The sequence below is a fragment of the Janthinobacterium sp. EB271-G4-7A genome (assembly GCF_020858075.1).
Classification (GTDB): domain Bacteria; phylum Pseudomonadota; class Gammaproteobacteria; order Burkholderiales; family Burkholderiaceae_D; genus Janthinobacterium; species Janthinobacterium lividum.
On the sequence record NZ_JACYMI010000001.1, the window covers coordinates 850,305 to 867,881 of the forward strand.

Consider the following 17,577-nt stretch of genomic DNA (forward strand, 5'->3'; position numbering starts at 1 on the left):
TTTGGCGGCGCCTTTGTTGCCATCCTGTTCTTGCAGCCGGGAGAAACACATGCAACTCGCGAATCTGAAAATCTCCGTCCGCCTGGGTCTGTTGGGCGCCTTCTTTTTTCTTGCGCTGGTGTTCGTTGGCGCGCGTGGCTGGAGCGCTCTCGACGCGGCCAGTGCGCGCAGCGCGGACGCCATGCAGCGTTCCGTCGCCTTGACGGAAGCGGTCGACGCGGCGCGCAGCGCGCAGGTGGAATTCAAGATCCAGGTGCAGGAATGGAAAAACATCCTGCTGCGCGGCGGCGATGCTGCCGCCTTCCAGCGCTACCGCGAAGCCTTCGTCGCCAGCGGCGCGCAGACGCGCAAGGAATTGAAAAGCCTGCAAGCGATGATGGGGGCGCTGAAGCTCGACACGGCGCCCGTGGAGCACGCGCTGCAGGCGCACGACGCGCTGGGCGTCAGCTACCTGGCGGCGCTGCAAAAGTATGATGGCGCGCGCGCCGACAGCGCCCAGACCGTCGATGCGCTGGTGAAAGGCATGGACCGCGAACCGACGCGCCAGATCGATGCCATCGTCGCGACCATCGGCAAGCAGTCGCACACCCTGATGGCGCAGATGAAGGAGCAGGATGCGGCCGCGCACCGCAGCGCCAGCATCGCGATGCTGGCCACCGTGCTGGTGACCCTGGTCGTCGGCAGCGTGACCGTGTGGTGGCTGATCCGCAGCATCACCGTGCCGCTCGGTGCGGCCGTCGGCATCGCCCAGCAGGTGGCGGCGGGCGACCTGCGCGCCGTGGTGGCCGACGGCAGCCGCGATGAAATCGGCGACCTGCTGCGCGCCTTGAAAGCCATGAGCGGTAACCTGGCCGCCATCGTGGGACGGGTGCGCGCCGGCACGGACGCCATCGCCACGGCGTCCGGCGAAATCGCCAGCGGCAATATGGACCTGTCGTCGCGGACGGAAGAACAGGCCAGTTCGCTGGAAGAAACGGCTGCCTCGATGATCGAGCTGACGTCCACCGTGCGGCAGAATAACGACAACGCGGACCAGGCGCGCCAGCTGGCCGGCGGCGCCTCCGACGTGGCGCAGCGCGGCGGCGAGGCCGTGGCGCAGGTGGTGCAGACCATGAGCCATATCAATGCTTCGTCGAAGCGTATCGTCGATATCATCGCCGTCATCGACGGCATTGCTTTCCAGACGAATATCCTGGCCCTGAATGCGGCCGTGGAAGCGGCGCGGGCCGGCGAGCAGGGACGCGGCTTTGCCGTCGTTGCCACCGAGGTGCGCAACCTGGCGCAACGTTCGGCAGCGGCGGCCATGGAAATCAAGCAGCTGATCGGCGAATCCGTGCGCACGGCGGAAGAGGGCAGCGTGCTGGCCGGCCAGGCGGGGCGCACGATGGATGACGTGGTGAGCAGCGTGCAGCGCGTCAACGCCATCATTGGCGAGATCGCCGTGGCCAGCGTGGAGCAGCGCGACGGCATCGAGCAGATCAGCATCGCCATCAGCCAGATGGATGGCGTGACGCAGCAGAATGCGGCCCTGGTGGAGCAGGCCGCCGCCGCTGCGGACGCGCTGCAGCAGCAGGCGGCCAGCCTGGCCGACGCCGTCAGTATCTTCAAGCTGCATGCGGCGCCCGGCGCGGCCGCACCGGCCGGTGCCACGCTGGCCCGGAGGCTGTCGCTGGCCTGACGAAGACCTGCCCCGTTCCGCTTGATGCCAGTCAAGCGGCCCCCGATCAGGCAAATATCGCGCCCAAATTCTTATACTATTTCCTTTCCGCATGGTTCTGCGCCCGGCTGCATGGCGCGCGTTGCAAAGGAAAAGCATGTCTTCCAAATCTTGCCTGCCGGGTGACGCATGACGGCGCTGCTGCTGGCGCTGTGCCTGGTCCTGGCCGTGGTGCTGAGCATGCTGCTGGCCTGCCAGTGGCAAGCGGCGCGCACGTGGCGCCTGCGCCATGCGACGGGCGTGGTGCTGCAGGCGGCGCAGGGCCAGCGCATGGCCGATGCGCTGGCCCTGTTGCAGGCGCTGCCGGCGGCCGTCATCGGCACCGACCACGATGGCGTGGTGCAGTACCTGAATCCCCGCGCCAGCGCCATGGGCGGACTGCTGGGCGACGGTGGCCTGGGCCAGCCCGTGACACAGTTGCTGCCCCTGTTCCATGACGGCACGCCCATCGATGCGGCGCGCCAGGTGCGCGACTGCGTGGCGCAGCAGGAAGTGCTGGAAGTGGCGCGCGGCGCCGTGCTGCTGCGCCATCTCGACGGCAAGCGCATCGACGTGCAGTACAGCTGCGCGCCGCTGGCGCAGGGTGGCGCCGTAATGCTGCTGCACGATGTGTCGGCGCGCCGGCGCGCCGAGCAGCAGCTGGAATTCATCGCCCACCACGACGGCTTGACGGGGCTGCCGAACCGGCTGCATTTCCAGATCCGCTTCGAGCACGGCATCGCCTACGCGCGCCGCCACCAGGCGTTGCTGGCCGTGCTGTTCGTCGACATCGACCGCTTCAAATCCATCAACGACAGCCTGGGGCACGACGTGGGCGACCAGGTGCTGACGGAGTTCGCGCGCCGGGTGCAGCAGTGCGTGCGCAAGGTCGACACGGTGGCGCGCCAGGGCGGCGACGAATTCATCATCCTGCTGACGGAATTGCGCACGGCGCACGATGCCGAGCGGGTGGCCGAAAAAATCGTCGGCGCCATCGCCGCCCCCTTCGTCATCGGCGAATACAGCCTGTCGGTGGCGGCCAGCGTGGGCGTGGCCCTGTACCCGGACGACGACGACGACGTCAATGCGCTGATCGAAAAGGCCGACCTGGCCATGTATGCGGCCAAGCGCCATGCGCCCGGTACCTGCCTGCGCTACGCGCCGCGCATGCAGACGCAGTCGTATTCGCGCACCATCCTCGAGACGGCCCTGCGCCACGCGCTCGAACGCGATGAATTCGCGCTGTACTACCAGCCGCGCATGGACTTGAAGATGCGCAGGATCACGGGCGTGAAGGCGCTGCTGCGCTGGAAGCACCCGGAACTGGGCCTGATGATGCCGCTCGACTTTTTACCGGTACTGGAGGAAAGCGCCCTGATCCTGCCTGTGGGAGCGTGGGTGATGGCCACGGCGGTGGAGCAGGCGCGCAGCTGGATCGCGCAAGGGCAGATGCTGACGGTGTCCGTCAGCCTGTCGGCGCGCCAGTTCTACCAGCGCGATATCGCACGCAATTTCGCCGCTGCGCTGGAGGCGGCCGGCGTGCCGGGGCATTGCATCGAACTGGAAATCGCCGCCGGCATTCTGATCGCCCGCAACCAGAACTGCGAACTGATACTGCGCCAGTTCCGCCAGCTGGGCATGGCGATTGCCATCAGCGATTTTGGCACGGGCGACGCTTCGCTGAACTACCTGAAACGCTTTCCCACGGATGCCGTGAAGATCGAAAAGTGTTTTGTCGACGACGTGGGAAAGCCGGGCGGCGACGGCGCCATGGTGCGCGCCATCGTGGCGATGGCACGCACGCTCGGACTGCGCACCATCGCCGGCGGGGTGGAAAGCGGCGAGCAGCTGGAACTGCTGGCCGAGATGGGCTGCGACGAGGCGTTTGGCTACTACCTGGGCCGCGCCATGGCGCCCGAGGGTATCGAGGCGCTGCTCAAAAGTGGCGAAGCCATTCAGAACTGATAGCGCAGCGACAGCATGGCGTTGCGCGGATCGCCGTAATAGCCACCCATGCCCGTCGAGTAGTAGCGCTTGTCGAAGACATTGTTGACGTTCAGGGTCGCCACCAGTTGCTTGCTGAACTGGTACTGCGCCATCAGTCCCGCCACCGCATAGGCCTTCTGCGTGAAGCGTTCGCCGTTCGGCCCGCGGTCATCCATGTAGATATCGCTTTGCCAGTTCACACCGCCGCCCAGCACCAGGCCAGGCACGCCTTGCGCCAGGCGCCAGGTGGTCCACAGCTTGGCCATGTTCTGCGGTTGGTTGGTCTGGATGCGTGCGCCGGCGGCATTGCGGATGCGGCTATACGCATAGCTGGCCGTCAGTTGCCAGTCGGGACGCAGCTGGCCAGAGACTTCCGCCTCGAAGCCGCGCGTGGTGGCGCCCTTGACCGTGTGGTAGGCGTAAGAACCGCCGCCTGTGCCGATGATCCAGACATTGCCCGGATCGGCTTCGGCCAGGTTTTCCTGCTTCAGCTGGAAGAGGGCGGCGCTGGTGGTGAGCTTACCGTCGAAGAATTCGCCCTTGGCGCCCACTTCGTAGTTCTTGCCTTCCAGCGGCGCCAGGAAGCGGCTGTTGACGTCGCGCTGGCTTTGCGGCGTGAAGATGCTGGTGTAGCTGGCATAGGCCGACCAGTGCCGGCCCAGGTCGTAGACGAGGCCCGCATACGGCGTGATCTTGCCGTTTTCGCGCATCGCGTCGTACAAGTCCGTGTCGGCATCGTAATCGCTGCGGATGTCGCGCTTCCAGTACGACAGGCGCGCACCCAAAATCACCGACAGCGCATCCGTCGGGCGCAGGCGCAGGGTTGAATACAGGCCGCTTTCGCGCTCCTTGTCGTACGAGCTGCCCAGGCGCGTGCCGCTGTAGTCGGGCACCGGCATGGCGCCATTCCAGGCGTGGATATCCGGCACCGTGTAGTCGTAGCCAGTCAGGCGCCAGCCCGGATAGATGGGGCTATTCGTCTTGAGTTCCGAGGCGCTCATGCCCAGCACCAGTTCATGCTTGCGGCCGAAGGCCTGGAACGGGCCGCTGACGTAGGCGTCGAGCGAGGTCTGTTGCGGCTTGCTGTGCCAGTTGGCCAGCCACAGCTTCATGCCGCCGCCCGTCACGCGGTCCGGGTAGCCGTTGCCGGAAAAACCCTGCAAGGCATCGTACTGGTTGCTGCTACGGCTGACGGCCACCTTGGCGATCCAGTCATTGTCGAAATAATGATCGAGCGTGGCGAACAGCATGCTCTGTTCGCGGTCATACGTGCTCCACGCGGCCGTGCCGTTCATCGAGCGGGGGAAGCGGGTCTGCGAGCCGTCGGCATAGAACATGGGGAATTCGCGCCCCGCGCCCTTGAGCTTTTCCTGCTGGTAGTTGATGCCGGCGCTGAGCACCGTCGACGGCGTCAGGTCCGCTTCGACGATGGCGTACAGCACGTCCTTTTTCTGCTGGTAGCGGTCGATGAACGAGCGCTGGTCTTCATGCGCGGCGACGATGCGCCCGCGCACCTTGCCGTCCGCCGTCAAGGGCGTCGAGACATCGCCTTCGATGCGGTAGCGGTCCCAAGAGCCCAGCTGCGCGCCGGCCGCGGCGGCAAACGCGCGGCCCGGGCGCTTGCGCACGAGGTTGATGGCGGCCGACGGGCTGCCCGTGCCGCTGATCAGCCCCGTGGCGCCGCGGATGATTTCGACGCGGTCGTAGATGGCCATGTCGTAGGTGCGCGCTTCCAGGTTCTTGCTGGTCGGGATGCCGTCGAACATGTACGACGTCACTTCGAAGCCGCGTGAAAATACCTGGTCGTATTCGCGCGTGCTCGACGAATGGTCGACCGTGATGCCGGGCGCCTGCAGCAGCACGTCCTGCAAGGTGCGCAAGCCCTGGTCCTCGATCTGCTGGCGCGTGATGACGCTGACGGCTTGCGGCGTTTCGCGCAGCGACAGGTTCAGGCGCGTGGCGCTGGTCAGGCCCGCGTAGCCGCGCTTGCCTTCCGTGGTGCCGTCGCGCAGGGCGCTGGAGCTGACGGCTACTTCGCCCAGGGTCGCGGCAATCGGCGCGGCGGGCGATACCGTGCCTGCCTTGCGCAGCACGTAGCTGCGTTCCCCGCTGGGCAGCGCATCGAGGCCCGTGCCAGCCAGCAGGCGGGCCAGTGCCTGCGGCACCGTGTAGCTGCCGCTCAGGCCCTGCGTGCGCACGCCTTGCAGCAGTTCGGCCGCCGCGCCCACGCTCACCTTCGCCTCGATGGCAAAGCTGGCGATGGCGGTGGATAGTTCGCCGGCCGGCACGTGGAAAACCGTTTGCGCGGCGGCTGGCGTGGCGGCATCGGCTGCCATGGCCGGCGCCTGCGCCAGCGACAGCAGGAACACGGCGCTGCCTATGGCGCGCGCGAGGGGAGTCAAACGGGGTGGGTGCATGGTCTTGCCTTTCCTGTGAGTGTCGTTGTAATACTCACAGGACAGGCCATGCCGAAAAAAGGGGCCAATTCTTGTCAACTATTTTTTGCGGGCCGCGATGGTGACCCAGTACGGGGTGCGGTACAGCACGTCGACGGGCAGCATGCGCGCCAGGCTTTCCAGCACGGCGTCCGTGTCGTCGAGCTGGAAGGCGCCCGACAGGCGCAGGCCCGCCACTTGCGGCTCCACGCGCAGCAGGCCGGGGCGGTAGCGTGACAGCTCCAAGGCGAAGGCATCGAGGCGCATGTCCTGCGCCGCCAGCATGCCGCGCGCCCACGCATCGGCTTGCGGCGGGGCCGGCGTGGGCAGGCCGGCGTGGCTGGCGTCGAAGCGGCTTTGCTGTCCCGCCATGAGCGTGCGGACGGTGGCCGAGGGCGCGCGCGGCGTGATTTCCACCGCGTGCACCAGCACCGTCACGCGGCTGCTGTCGTCGTCGACGCGCACGGTGAAGCGCGTGCCCAGCGCGCGGATGCGGCCATGGCAGGTGGCGACGATGAAAGGGCGGCTGCCCGCATGATCGGGACGCGTCTGCACCAGCACTTCACCGCGGCGCAGGGTCAGCAGGCGTTCGCCGGCGCCATACGCCACGTCGACTGCGCTGTCCGTGTTGAGCACCAGGGTGCCACCATCGGGCAGGGACACTACACGCCGTTCTCCAACGCCGCTGCGGTAATCGGCCAGCATTTCGTGGCGCACCAGCAGCCACGCGGCGGGCGCCGCCATCAGCGCCAGCAATACCTGCACGGCCACGCGGCGCTGCGGCCGGCGCAGCACAGGCACGGCCAGATCCGGCGGCAGCAGGCCAGCCGTCTGGCTCACCTGCTGCACCCTGTTCCAGGCGCGCGCATGTTCCGGGTCGCGTGCGCGCCATTCGGCGCTGGCGGCCAGGTCGTCCGGCGTGGCCTGGCCCGACTGCTCCAATAAATACCATTCGACGGCCTGGCGCGCCACCTTGCGCGACAGCGGAGGATATGGCGAAGCAGCGGCGCTCATGCGGGAAAATCCGGCGCCAGCAGCACGCATTCCGTCAGCGCCTCGGCCATGTAGCGTTTCACGGAGCGCTCGCCGATGCCCAGCAGCGCGGCGATATCCGCGTAGGCATGGCCTTCGATCTGCGCCATGATGAAGACGGCGCGCACCTTCGGTTTCAGGCCGTCGAGCATGGCATCGACCGCTTGCAGCGCCTGCAGGATTTCCACGCGCTGCTCGGTCGATGGCAGATGCTGTTCGGGCAGGGCGGCGAGCGTTGCCAGCCACGCCCGTTCCAGCGACTGGCGGCGCAAATGGTTGATCAGCAGATGTTTGGCGACGGTCGCCAGGTAAGCCTTGGGGGCGCGCAGGGCCGGCGTTTGCGGCTGCATTGGCGCGCCGGCCAGCAGGCGCGCGAAAGTATCCTGCATCAGGTCGGCGGCCTCGGCAGCGTTACCCAGGCGCCGTTGCAGCCAGTGCGCCAGCCAGCCGTGGTGTGCGCGGTAATGGCTTTCCAGCTGCGTGGCCAGCAGGGGAGAGGGCGCGAACGGACTGCCTGGCATGGCCACGATATCTACAGAATGGCCAGCGCGACGGCGGCCAGCACGGCAGCCACGCCGATGATGCGCGCCAGGCGCATGGCCTGGTGCGGCGCATAGGGCAGCAGCCAGATCAGCAGCAAGCCGCAGCCCGTCAGGCTGCCGACCCAGTAGACGAGGCCGTAACCGCCGCCGGCGATGTGCATGGCCCAGGCCAGGCCGGCGGCCAGCGCCAGCCAGCCGGCCCACTGCAAGCGGCGGCGCAGTGGCGCGGGCGGTTCGGCGCCGCGTCCGTGCAGGTCGGCGTAGTGGCGATCCATCGCCAGGCACAGCGAGGACAGGCCCGCATAGCACAGGGCAAACACGAGGAAGTTCGACAGCAGCTCCATCACGCGGCCTCCATCGTTTGCGCCGGTTTCACCGCTGCTGCCTTGGCCGCCTTCACGGGCAGCGGTTTCAATTTGAACGCCGCATACGCGAGGCCCAGGCCCAGCACCAGCACCACCACGTCGAAGGCGGCGACCGCCACGGGGCCGCGGCCCAGGAACAGGGTCACGCCCAGGTGCGAACTGGTCGTGAAGACGTTCAGCACAGGCAGCGATGCCAGCAGGAAGGCGCCGGCGGCCAGCTGCATGCGCCACATGGCGCGCGACGGGCGCAGCTGGGCGATGATGGCGGCCAGGGCCCAGGCGCCGAAGAAGCAGGCGATTTCCTCTTTCGGCCGGTCTTCCATCGTCACGGACAGCAGGCGGTTGGCCCAGAAGTAGGCGCCAAAGGCGATCGGGATGCCGGCGATGGCGCCGATGTTGAGCGCTTCGACCAGGCGCAGGCCGAAGCTGGCGCGCTTGCCGGCGGCCAGCGCCTTGGCCTGCTTCTGGCGCGTCTTGACGGCCCACAGCAAGGCGCCCGTGGCCACCATGGCACAGCCGGCCAGGCCGGACAGGAAGAACAGGGCGCGCAGCAGCGGCCCGCCGAAATGCGCGACGTGCAGTCCAACCATCACGCCTTGCGTGGCTGCCGCGCCGGGCTGCGCGTCACCATCGCTTGACAACAGCTTGCCGGAAACGCCATCGAATTCCATCGACGGCTGCTTCGACGACATGTCGCGTCCACCGGCGCGCGTCAGCGAAATGGTGGCGTTGGCGTCGCCCGGGTGGTTGACGGAAATGCGCTCGACCTTGCCGCCGCCCCAATGCTGTTCCGCCTGGCGCACGAGGGGCGCCAACCGTGCCAACGGCGCCGCCACGCCGGCTGGCTTGCTGTCGCCCGAGCGGCCCGGGAAGGCTTCGGCGAAGAAGGCATCCTGGTCGCCCTTGTAGGCGGCCGTGACGCCGGAAGGCATGTACAGGAACATCAACGTGACCAGGCCCGTGTAGGTGATCATGATGTGGTAGGGCAGGGCCAGCACGGCCGTCACGTTATGCGCGTCCAGCCACGAGCGCTGGCCCTTTTTCGGCCGGAAGGTAAACAGGTCCTTGAAGATGCGCTTGTGCGTGACGATGCCGCTGATGATGGAGACGAACATGAACATGGCGCAGAAACCCACGATCCAGCGGGCCCAGATGGCCGGCATGTAATGCAGGTCGAAATGCAGGCGGTAGAGGAATTCGCCGCCCCGCGTCTCGCGCGGCTTGGACAGCACTTCGCCCGTGGCCGGGTCGGCTTTTTCGCTATGAAAATTGCCGCGCCGTCCGCGTTTCTTTTCGCCGGGCTTCGAAGGCTTGCTCCAGCCCAGTTGCGTGGCCGGGCTGCGTTCGCCGGGCAGGCTGATGAACCAGCGCGTGGCGCCTTCTGCCCGCTCTTCCATCGCCTTCTGCGCCACGCTGGCCGCTTCCTCGGTGCTGACCTGGCTGGCGGCGGCGCCGTGCAATTCGGGCTGCATCCACAGGGTGATTTCATTGCGGTAGTAGCTGGCCGTGCCGGCGCAAAACACCAGCAGCAAAATCCAGCAGACGAGCAGGCCGGACCAGGTGTGCAGCCATGCCATCGACTGGCGGAAACCTTCTTTCATGCGAAACTCCAGGATAGTGCGTCCATCCACTGCAGGATGGCGGCGATGACGGCGGCGGGGATCGCGAGGCCCAGCCAGGCGCGCAGGGCGCTGCGCGTGGCGAAGACCCACATCACGGCGCAGGTGTAGATGGCAAACGACAGCAGGGTGGCTGTCATGACGGCTTCGGAACGGGCCATGGGCAGGCTCACCGACAGCAGCATGGTGACCAGCGCGGCCAGCACGTAGCCGCCAACGATGGCCGCCACGCTGCGCGAAGCCACGCCGAGGCGGTACGCCGCGTCGGCGGACAGGCGCAGGCGCGCAGGTTTTTCAATCGTTTCAGTGATGGCTGGCGCTTGCATGGTCAGTCGTGATCCTTGCTCGGCGGCAGGGCCGGGCCGGCCGGCAGCGGCGTCACGCCTTGCGGCTGCACCAGGCTCAGGGTTGTCACGAACATGGCCTTGTCATAGGCTTGCGTGCCGCGCTGGCCGGCCGTCTTGTCCGTGTGCTGCACTTCCAGCACATAGGTGCCCTTCCATGGCAGCGGGAAGCTGACCAGGCCTTGCGCATCGCTCCACGCTTCCTTGCCCCAGCCCGATTGCACCACGGCGTTGACCTTGGCTTGCGCCAGCGGCTTGCCCTGGTAGCTGACCTGGAACTGGCCTGCTTTGCCGGTCGGCACCAGGTCGAGGGTCAGCGCGGGCGCTTGCGCCTTGCCGTCGGCGATCAGGCGCGCGGCCGGGACCCACACGGTGCGCGTGCTCCTGCCATCCTTTTTCTCTTCCCACGACGGGTAGTTGTCTTCCTCGACGATGATGCTTTCGCCGGCACCCACCTTGCCATTCAGGATGAACGCGCCGGCCGTCTTGCTCGCCTGCAGCGGCTGCGCACCCTTGGCCGACAACCATGTCACGTTCTTGATGCTGAACTTGTCCAGCAGGCCGGGCGACGCCTCGCGCAGGTTGTCGCCGAACTCGCCGAAGTACACGCTGGCCGCCTTGCCGTCCTGCTGCAGCCAGATCTGGTGCGCGCTGGCCGTGCCGGAAACGAGGGCCGCGCCCAGCAGGGCGGCAGCGAGGGCGCCGAGGCGCGCGATGGAAGTGATGTGCATGGTGTATCCCTTATCTTCTTATGTGAAATGGACAAAGCGGCCGCGCTCCCGGGGGACAGCGGCCTGCGATGCATCAGTACTGGTAGCGCAGGTTCAGCGCCACGTTGCGCGGTTCGCCGTAATAGCCGCCGTTATAGAAACCCACGCGGCGGAAATACGTCTTGTCGAACAGGTTGTTGACATTCAGGCTGGCTGACAGTTTCGGGCTGATCTGATAGCGCGCCATCAGGTTGGCCAGCACGTAGCTGCCCTGGCTGACCCGGATCTTGCTTTTGTTCGGCAGGGTGGCCGTCGTCCAGATCTCGTTCTGCCAGTTCAAGCCGCCGCCGATGGTGAGATTTTGCAGCTCGCCCGGCAGGCGGTAGGTGGTCGAGACGCGCAGCATGTTGGTCGGCTGGATGGTGTTGGTCACCACGCCCTTGCCCGTCTTCGATTTGCTGTGCGTGTAGCCGGCGAACAGCTGCCAGCCGCTCAAGGGGCTGCCCGACACTTCCGCCTCGTAACCCTTGCTTTTCGTGCCCTTGCCCGTCGAGATATAGGGACGGCTGCCGTCCGGCAACACAAAGGTCAGCGGCACCGATTTGTCTTCCTCGCCCAGGTTGTCCTGCTTGGCTTCATACACGGCAAACGAGGCATTCACGGCGCCGTCGAAGAATTCGCTCTTCACGCCCGCTTCCACATTGCTGCCCGTAATCGGGTCGAGGAAGGCGTTGTTCTTGTCCTTCAGGTTTTGTGGCTTGAACAGGTCCGTGTAGCTGGCGTACAGCGACGTGCTCTTGCTGACGTCGAGCACCACGCCCGCGTACGGTGTGACGACATCGTCCGTCTTGTAGGCGGAGCTGCGTTTCACAAAACGGCCCTGGGTATCATAGCGGTCGTTATATGTTTCCCATTTGGAGACGCGCGCGCCGGCCAGTACCTTGAAACTGTCCGTGACATTGATGCGCGTGGCGATGAAGGCGCCGGACTGCTTGGTGGTGGCGACGTCGCGCGCACCCGTGCGCGTGAGCGCCGGCTCGGGCACGTCGCCGGTCCAGTTGCGGAAGTCGGGGATGGTGGTGGCAAATGGCAGCGGATCGGGCAGCAAGGTTTCATTCGTCGTGCCGCTGCGCTTCCAGCCGTTCACGCCCAGTACCAGGTCGTGCTGGCGGCCGAACAGGGGGAAAGTGCCGTTGGCCGACAGGTCGAAGTTGTCCTGTTTTTCATCGTAGGGGAAGGCGCCGCTCCAGACTTCCAGGCCGCTGCCGTCGCGTTTCGGATAGCCGCTGCCGCCGTAGAACAGCTTGCCGTTCGAGGAGCTGTCCAGGCGCCCGTAGGCGGCCTTGATTTTCCAGTCGTTGGCGAAGCGGTGTTCGAGGTAGACGTATTTGTTTTCGAATGCGCGCTCCCAGCTGCTCCACTTGGCCGCCATGTTGAACGAGCGGGGCATGTTGGCCGGCGTGCCGTCCGAGAAGAACAGGGGCGTGGTGCCCCAGCTCGTGCCTTTCGGCGTGTTTTTTTGATAGTCGATGCCGGCCGTCAGCAACGTTGCAGGCGTCAGATCCGCCTCGACGATGACGGCGCCCACCAGCTTGCGTTCCTTGTACAGGTCCATGTAGGAATGGCGGTTCTGGCCTGCCACCACGACGCGCCCGCGGATGCTGCCGTCCGCATTCAGCGGCGCGCTGATGTCGCCTTCGAGCCGGACCTTGCTCCAGGAACCCACGGTCAGGCCGGCCGAGGCGGCGAACTCCTTGCCGGGACGCTTGTGCATCATGTTGATGGTGGCCGACGGGTCGCCATTGCCGCTGACCAGACCCGTGGCGCCGCGCACGATCTCGATGCGGTCATAGATGGCCGTGTCGAACAGCGCATTGCTGCCTGAATTGACGGCCACGCCGTCGATCTGGTAATTGCCGATGGAAAAGCCGCGTGCCGAAAAGCTGGTGCGTTCGCTGTCGTTCTCCTGCACCGTCACGCCCGTCGACTGCACCAGTACCTCGGCCAGGCTGTTCAAGCCCATGTCGTCCATGCGCTGGCGCGTCACCACGGAAATCGATTGCGGCGTTTCGCGGATCGACAGGCCCATGCGCGTCGCCGTGGCCATCTGTTTGGTGGTGTAGGAACCCGTGTGCTCGGTCGCTGCCTTGTCTTGCTGGCCCACTACCTTGATCTCGCTCAGAGTGGCTTCATCGGGCTTGGCGGGTGCCTCCGCAGCCAGGGCCGCGCCGGCGCCCAGCGCTGCCGTCAGCAATGCGGAATGCACGGCGATGGCCAGCGGACGCATGGCGACATTGGAAACTGGTGGGGAAAACGGGCCGGCAACCATGCCGGCCAGCGAACGTGCTCGCGCCATGAAACATCCTTCTTCTCGTGTGCCCGCCGTCGAGCGGCTGGCGTTTTTGGTATGGGAGGCTTGCTTGGCGGTGGTGCCTGGCTGGCGCAGCGTGTCATCCAGCCGCGCATCAGTCAGGCGACTGTGCGCAAACTCGGGTGGGAGTCTAAATGTGAATGAGAACTATTCTTATTATAGTGCGGGGTTGCGAGACATGCAAGAGAGCGATGTGGTAATGAAGCCGCAGCGATGCCGTCAACGCGCACGGCCGCCCCATTGCTGGCGGCGGCCGTGCATGCGCAGGAGCGCGGGCGTTTACAGCTGGCCGCGCAGGGTCAGCATGGCGTTGCGCGGTTCGCCATAGAAGTTGGAGCCATAGGCGGCCCACACGCGCGTGTAGTATTTTTTGTCGAACAGGTTGTTCACCGTCAGCGACAGCTCCAGTGTGGGACTGAGGCGGTAGCCAGCCTGCAAGCCCACCGTGGTGACGGGTCCCTGCTCGAATTTCACGGGCCCGTTCAGGCGGTACATGCTGCTGACGCTGCGCAAGCCGCCGCCCACGCTGACTTTATCGAGCGCGCCGGCGAGCCGGTAATTGGTCCACAGATTGACATTGTGGCGCGGCGCGATGAAGGAATACAGCTGCGCCTTCTGGTCGTCGCTGCCTTCGAGGGTGCGCGTGCTGGTGTAGGAATAGCCGCCCGTGATGTTCCAGCCGGGCAGGGGACTGCCGCTCAGCTCGGCTTCCATGCCCTGGCTGCGCATCTTGCCGGCGCCGATGGAGAACAGCGGGTTGGCCGGGTCGGGCATGACGCGGTTTTCGTCTTCCATGCGGAACAGGGCCGCATGCGCGTTGACGTTCTTGTCGAACAGCTCGGCCTTCAGTCCCAGTTCGAACTGCTGGCCCGTGCGCGGTTTCAGCGTCTGGCCGGCAGCGTCCGTGGTGCTCTGGGGCGTGAAGATGCGCGTGTAGCTGCCGTAGGCCGACACCTGCTTGTCGAGCTCGTAGACCAGGCCCGCATACGGTGTGAACTTGGCCTTGATGGTGTTGCTGACATCGGTGAACTGGTTGAAATACGCGTTGCGGTTGACGGTATGGTTGTCCCAGTGCGTCAGGCGCCCGCCGAGGTTGACGGCCAGACGCTCGGTCGCTTGCAGGCGGGTGCGCGCGTACAGGCCGAACTGTTTGGTGCGGTTGTCATTGCCGTTGGAAAAGGTATAGCTGGGCCGCGCGATATTGTTATCGGGATGAAAGATGTTGATCGGCGCATTGTTTCCGCCGCCATACTGGAAATTCTTGTGCACCTGGCGGTAGTCGGCGCCCACGATCAGGTCGTGGCTGCGGCCAAACGCCTGGAACGGCGTGGCCAGGTAGGCGTCCAGGCCCTGCGTCTTCCAGTGGCTGCGGTAGTTCCAGCTGACCAGGCAGCTGTCGCCCGTGACGGGATCGGCGGAACAGTCGGACCAGCCGAAATTGCGCGACGGTTCGTCCTGCTCGCGGTACAGGGCGGTCGCCTTGAACTGGCCGCCGTTCGCCAGTTTATGATCGAGTTCTGCAAAGTATTCGGTGACCTTTTCCGTGATGTGGTTCCAGGCCGGGTCGAGGTAGGTGGAGCGGGGCACGTCGAGCAGGCGCCCGTCTTCATACGCGGGCAGGCCGAAGGCGGGACGGCCCTTGTATTGCTGGTGGGTGACGCCGCCCGTCAGTACGGTGCCTGGCGCCACGTCGATGGCAACAGTGCCGTACAGCAGCGGTTTTTCCGCATACACATGGTCGACGAAGGAGCGCCGGTGTTCATACGCGGCCACCAGGCGGCCGCGCACCTTGCCATCCGCGCTCAGGGGGCCCGTGACGTCCGCTTCCGCGTAGTAGCGGTCCCAGGAACCTGCGCTGAGCACGCCGCTGGCGGCAAAGGTGTCGCGCGCGCGCTTGCGCACCAGGTTGATGGTGCCGCCCGGGTCGCCCGCGCCCTGGAACAGGCCGGCGGGGCCGCGCAGCACTTCCACGCGGTCATAGATGGCCAGCCCGAAGCCGGCCGACAGGTCGTTGCCCGTGCTGGCCGGCGTCATCACGCCATCGACCTGCACCGAGTCAAGCGCATAGCCGCGCGAATAAAAGTTGCCGTGGTTGCCGCCCGTGCTGCTGGCCTCGACGGTGATGCCCGTCACGCCGCGCATGGCGTCATCCAGGCTCAGCAAATTCTGGTCATTCAACTGCTGGCGCGTCAGCACGGAGACGGATTGGGGAATTTCGCGCAGGCTTTGCTGGCCCTTGCCGATGCTCACCGCTTGCGCTGCGTATGACTTGGTCAGCTCGCTGTCGATCACTGCCTCCTGGCGGGCGCTGACGGTAATTTCCGCCAGGGTCGTCACCTTGCCCGTGGCGGCGGGCGCGGAGCGGATGATGACGCTGCTGCCATCGATGCTGGCAGCCAGGCCGCTGCCGGCCAGCAGACGCTCCAGGCTGTCGGCCACGCTGAGGGTGCCGCTGACGGCGGGCGCCGTCTTGCCGGCCACGAGTTCGGGCGCGAACAGCAGTTGCAGATTGGCTTGCCGCGCCAGCTCATTCAGCGCCTGGCCCAGCGGCTGGGCGGCGATGGTCAGTGTGACGGCGGGCGCCGTTTGCGCCTGTGCCAGGGAAATGGTGCCCAGGGCCAGCATGGCGGCCAGGGCGAGGGGGGCGGGTGTCAGATTGAGGCGGGGGGACCACATGTTGCATTTCTCCAGGTTAATTTATTGTCGATTAACTTGGTAGACGCGGCAGCTGGCAAAACCCTCACCTGCGAATGCGACTTATTTGCATTTATTTTTCAGGCAGTCGCATCGCAGGGGCTTGCGCCGGCATTTTTGCTGCCATGCGGATCTCGCTGGCGCCGCCGCTGTGCACGATCTGCACGGGCAACAGCTGCGGCAGGGCGGCGGCGAATCGGTCGAGCTGGGTCAGGCTGAAACTGCCGCCGATGCGCAGCTGCGCCACGGCGGGATCGCGCACGACGAAGCCGGTGTCGCCATAGCGTTCGAATTCGGCCAGCGCCGCGCCCAGCGGCACATTGTCGAAGGTGACCCTGCCGTTGCGCCATGGCGCCACGCTGCCTGGGGCCAGGCTGGCAATGGCGGACAGGCGGCCGCCGGCGTCGGCGCTGACGCCCTGGCCGGCCCGCAGGTCGGCCAGGTCTGGTCCTGCGCCCGCCACGCGCACGTAACCTTGCTGCACGGCCACGCGCAGCTGGCCGTCGTGTTCGAGCGTATTGCGCACGGAAAACTGCGTGCCCACCACCGTCACTTTCAAGGGGCCGCTCAGCACGTCGAAGGGCTGGCCCTGTCTGCTTTGCACCTGGAACAGCGCTTCGCCGTGCGCCAGGCGCACTTCGCGGCGCTGGCGGTACAGGGTGACGTGCAGCTGCGTGGCCGTATCGAGTTCTACCTTGCTGCCGTCGGGCAGGGTGATAGCCAGGCGCTGGCCGCGCATGGTGGCATACGACTGGCTGAACACGGCTTGCTGTTGCCACCACTGGTAGCCGCCCGCGCCCACGCTGAGCAGCAACATGGCGGCGGCCGCATACGGCAGCGCGCGCAGCCAGTGGCGGCGGGGGCGGGAGGATGGCGCTGCGTGGGGCACGACCCAGCGCGCGGCGACCTGCGCGGGAATCTTGCGCGCCACGCGGTGCGTGTCCCGCAGCTGCGCGTACGCTTGCGCGTGCAGCGCGTCGGCCGCCAGCCAGGCGGAAAATTCGGCTTGTTGCTGTGCATCGAGGTTGCCGCGCCGGCCAAACCAGCTTGCCGCGGCCAGCGCTACGCCGTCCTGCGAGGCGGCAAAGTCGGCGTACTCGCGCAAGTCCGCCTCGTCCTGCGCGGACGGGCCGAAATCGTAGCGGGGCGGGTGGGCGGTCATGGGCGCCATTATGTGGCTTCCCGCAAAGAATGCAACTGCGCCTGGCAACTGAGCATGCCCCGCGCGATATGTTTTTCCACCATGCTCACGGAAATGCCCATGCGCGCGGCGATCTGCGCGTGCGGCAATTCCTCGAAGACGTGCAGCACGAAGGCGTCGCGGCAGCGGGGCGGCAAGGCGTCGATGGCGGCCACGCAGGCTTGCCAGTCCTGGCTGCTTTCGAGCGCCTGCTCCGGCTGCAAGTGGCGCGGCGCGGCCGGATGCGCGGCCTCGGGCAGGGCGTCGAGCTCCTCATGCTGGCGCAGGGCGGCGCGGCGGTGATTGTCGATCAGCAGATTGCGCGCCGTGCGGTACAGCAGCGCGCGCGGTTCGCGCACGGCCGCTTCGCCCAGCACGCGCGCATAGCTTTCCTGCACCAGGTCGGCAGCAGCTTCGCGGTTGCGCAAGCTGCGCCAGCAAAAGTTCAACAGTTCTTGGTAATAGCGTGCAACCACGGCGTCCGATGTATGAGTCCGCAGCCAGGAGTGCCGCATATGAGAATGATTCTCATTATATGGCATGCCGGAGTGTAGCGCTAAGCGGCTTGGCGCACCGTGGCAGGCGTACAACGCTTTGCCGCTT

General features: G+C 66.3%; 13 protein-coding genes. 2 read left to right on the forward strand and 11 right to left on the reverse strand.

From position 1 onward, the window contains the following. Positions 1-49: 49 nt before the first annotated feature. Both IGS58_RS03925 and IGS58_RS03930 read left to right on the forward strand, forming a co-directional pair. The gene (locus IGS58_RS03925) at positions 50-1,678 is read left to right on the forward strand and encodes a methyl-accepting chemotaxis protein (protein ID WP_230520707.1); all 1,629 of its coding nucleotides are present in this window, start codon (positions 50-52) and stop codon (positions 1,676-1,678) included. 168 nt (positions 1,679-1,846) lie between these two features. Next, positions 1,847-3,661: a putative bifunctional diguanylate cyclase/phosphodiesterase gene (locus IGS58_RS03930; RefSeq protein ID WP_230520708.1), complete on the forward strand. Its 1,815-nt coding sequence runs from the start codon at positions 1,847-1,849 to the stop codon at positions 3,659-3,661. Here IGS58_RS03930 and IGS58_RS03935 read toward each other — a convergent pair. The 11 genes from IGS58_RS03935 to IGS58_RS03985 form a co-directional block, all read right to left on the reverse strand. Continuing rightward, complete coding sequence (locus IGS58_RS03935; RefSeq protein WP_230520709.1) at positions 3,652-6,099, reverse strand: TonB-dependent siderophore receptor; 2,448 nt, start codon at positions 6,097-6,099, stop codon at positions 3,652-3,654. The two genes, IGS58_RS03930 and IGS58_RS03935, sit on opposite strands and share 10 nt — an antisense overlap. Positions 6,100-6,177: 78 nt before the next feature. Beyond that, positions 6,178-7,131, reverse strand: coding sequence for a FecR domain-containing protein (locus IGS58_RS03940; RefSeq protein WP_230520710.1), 954 nt, complete (start codon positions 7,129-7,131; stop codon positions 6,178-6,180). Further along, complete coding sequence (locus IGS58_RS03945; RefSeq protein WP_070257984.1) at positions 7,128-7,670, reverse strand: sigma-70 family RNA polymerase sigma factor; 543 nt, start codon at positions 7,668-7,670, stop codon at positions 7,128-7,130. The genes IGS58_RS03940 and IGS58_RS03945 overlap by 4 nt, the downstream gene beginning before the upstream one ends. An 11-nt stretch (positions 7,671-7,681) precedes the next feature. Then, positions 7,682-8,035, reverse strand: coding sequence for a DUF3325 domain-containing protein (locus IGS58_RS03950; RefSeq protein ID WP_230522191.1), 354 nt, complete (start codon positions 8,033-8,035; stop codon positions 7,682-7,684). Continuing rightward, positions 8,035-9,657: a PepSY-associated TM helix domain-containing protein gene (locus IGS58_RS03955; RefSeq protein ID WP_230520711.1), complete on the reverse strand. Its 1,623-nt coding sequence runs from the start codon at positions 9,655-9,657 to the stop codon at positions 8,035-8,037. Before IGS58_RS03955 ends, IGS58_RS03950 begins: the two co-directional genes overlap by 1 nt. Further along, entirely contained in the window at positions 9,654-10,001 is a 348-nt protein-coding gene (locus IGS58_RS03960) for a DUF3649 domain-containing protein (protein ID WP_230520712.1), read from the reverse strand. The genes IGS58_RS03955 and IGS58_RS03960 overlap by 4 nt, the downstream gene beginning before the upstream one ends. A gap of 2 nt (positions 10,002-10,003) precedes the next feature. Then, positions 10,004-10,750, reverse strand: coding sequence for a DUF4198 domain-containing protein (locus IGS58_RS03965; protein ID WP_230520713.1), 747 nt, complete (start codon positions 10,748-10,750; stop codon positions 10,004-10,006). 73 nt (positions 10,751-10,823) lie between these two features. After that, complete coding sequence (locus IGS58_RS03970) at positions 10,824-13,085, reverse strand: TonB-dependent siderophore receptor (protein ID WP_081345759.1); 2,262 nt, start codon at positions 13,083-13,085, stop codon at positions 10,824-10,826. A 294-nt stretch (positions 13,086-13,379) separates the two neighbouring features. Next, the gene (locus IGS58_RS03975) at positions 13,380-15,776 is read right to left on the reverse strand and encodes a TonB-dependent siderophore receptor (RefSeq protein WP_230520714.1); all 2,397 of its coding nucleotides are present in this window, start codon (positions 15,774-15,776) and stop codon (positions 13,380-13,382) included. Between the two features lie 91 nt (positions 15,777-15,867). Beyond that, a complete protein-coding gene (locus IGS58_RS03980) occupies positions 15,868-16,956 on the reverse strand; it encodes a FecR family protein (RefSeq protein ID WP_230520715.1) in 1,089 nt (362 codons plus the stop codon). Between the two features lie 8 nt (positions 16,957-16,964). Then, positions 16,965-17,450, reverse strand: a complete 486-nt coding sequence (locus IGS58_RS03985) for a sigma-70 family RNA polymerase sigma factor (protein ID WP_170846370.1) — start codon at positions 17,448-17,450, stop codon at positions 16,965-16,967. Between the last annotated feature and the right edge of the window lie 127 nt (positions 17,451-17,577).

What these genes read in the sequence shown, in the direction of transcription:
- IGS58_RS03925 (WP_230520707.1), top strand. Translation starts at nt 50, where the DNA reads ATGCAACTCGCGAATCTGAAAATCTCCGTCCGCCTGGGTCTGTTGGGC.
- IGS58_RS03930 (WP_230520708.1), top strand. Translation starts at nt 1,847, where the DNA reads ATGACGGCGCTGCTGCTGGCGCTGTGCCTGGTCCTGGCCGTGGTGCTG.
- IGS58_RS03935 (WP_230520709.1), bottom strand. Translation starts at nt 6,099, where the DNA reads ATGCACCCACCCCGTTTGACTCCCCTCGCGCGCGCCATAGGCAGCGCC.
- IGS58_RS03940 (WP_230520710.1), bottom strand. Translation starts at nt 7,131, where the DNA reads ATGAGCGCCGCTGCTTCGCCATATCCTCCGCTGTCGCGCAAGGTGGCG.
- IGS58_RS03945 (WP_070257984.1), bottom strand. Translation starts at nt 7,670, where the DNA reads ATGCCAGGCAGTCCGTTCGCGCCCTCTCCCCTGCTGGCCACGCAGCTG.
- IGS58_RS03950 (WP_230522191.1), bottom strand. Translation starts at nt 8,035, where the DNA reads ATGGAGCTGCTGTCGAACTTCCTCGTGTTTGCCCTGTGCTATGCGGGC.
- IGS58_RS03955 (WP_230520711.1), bottom strand. Translation starts at nt 9,657, where the DNA reads ATGAAAGAAGGTTTCCGCCAGTCGATGGCATGGCTGCACACCTGGTCC.
- IGS58_RS03960 (WP_230520712.1), bottom strand. Translation starts at nt 10,001, where the DNA reads ATGCAAGCGCCAGCCATCACTGAAACGATTGAAAAACCTGCGCGCCTG.
- IGS58_RS03965 (WP_230520713.1), bottom strand. Translation starts at nt 10,750, where the DNA reads ATGCACATCACTTCCATCGCGCGCCTCGGCGCCCTCGCTGCCGCCCTG.
- IGS58_RS03970 (WP_081345759.1), bottom strand. Translation starts at nt 13,085, where the DNA reads ATGGCGCGAGCACGTTCGCTGGCCGGCATGGTTGCCGGCCCGTTTTCC.
- IGS58_RS03975 (WP_230520714.1), bottom strand. Translation starts at nt 15,776, where the DNA reads ATGTGGTCCCCCCGCCTCAATCTGACACCCGCCCCCCTCGCCCTGGCC.
- IGS58_RS03980 (WP_230520715.1), bottom strand. Translation starts at nt 16,956, where the DNA reads ATGACCGCCCACCCGCCCCGCTACGATTTCGGCCCGTCCGCGCAGGAC.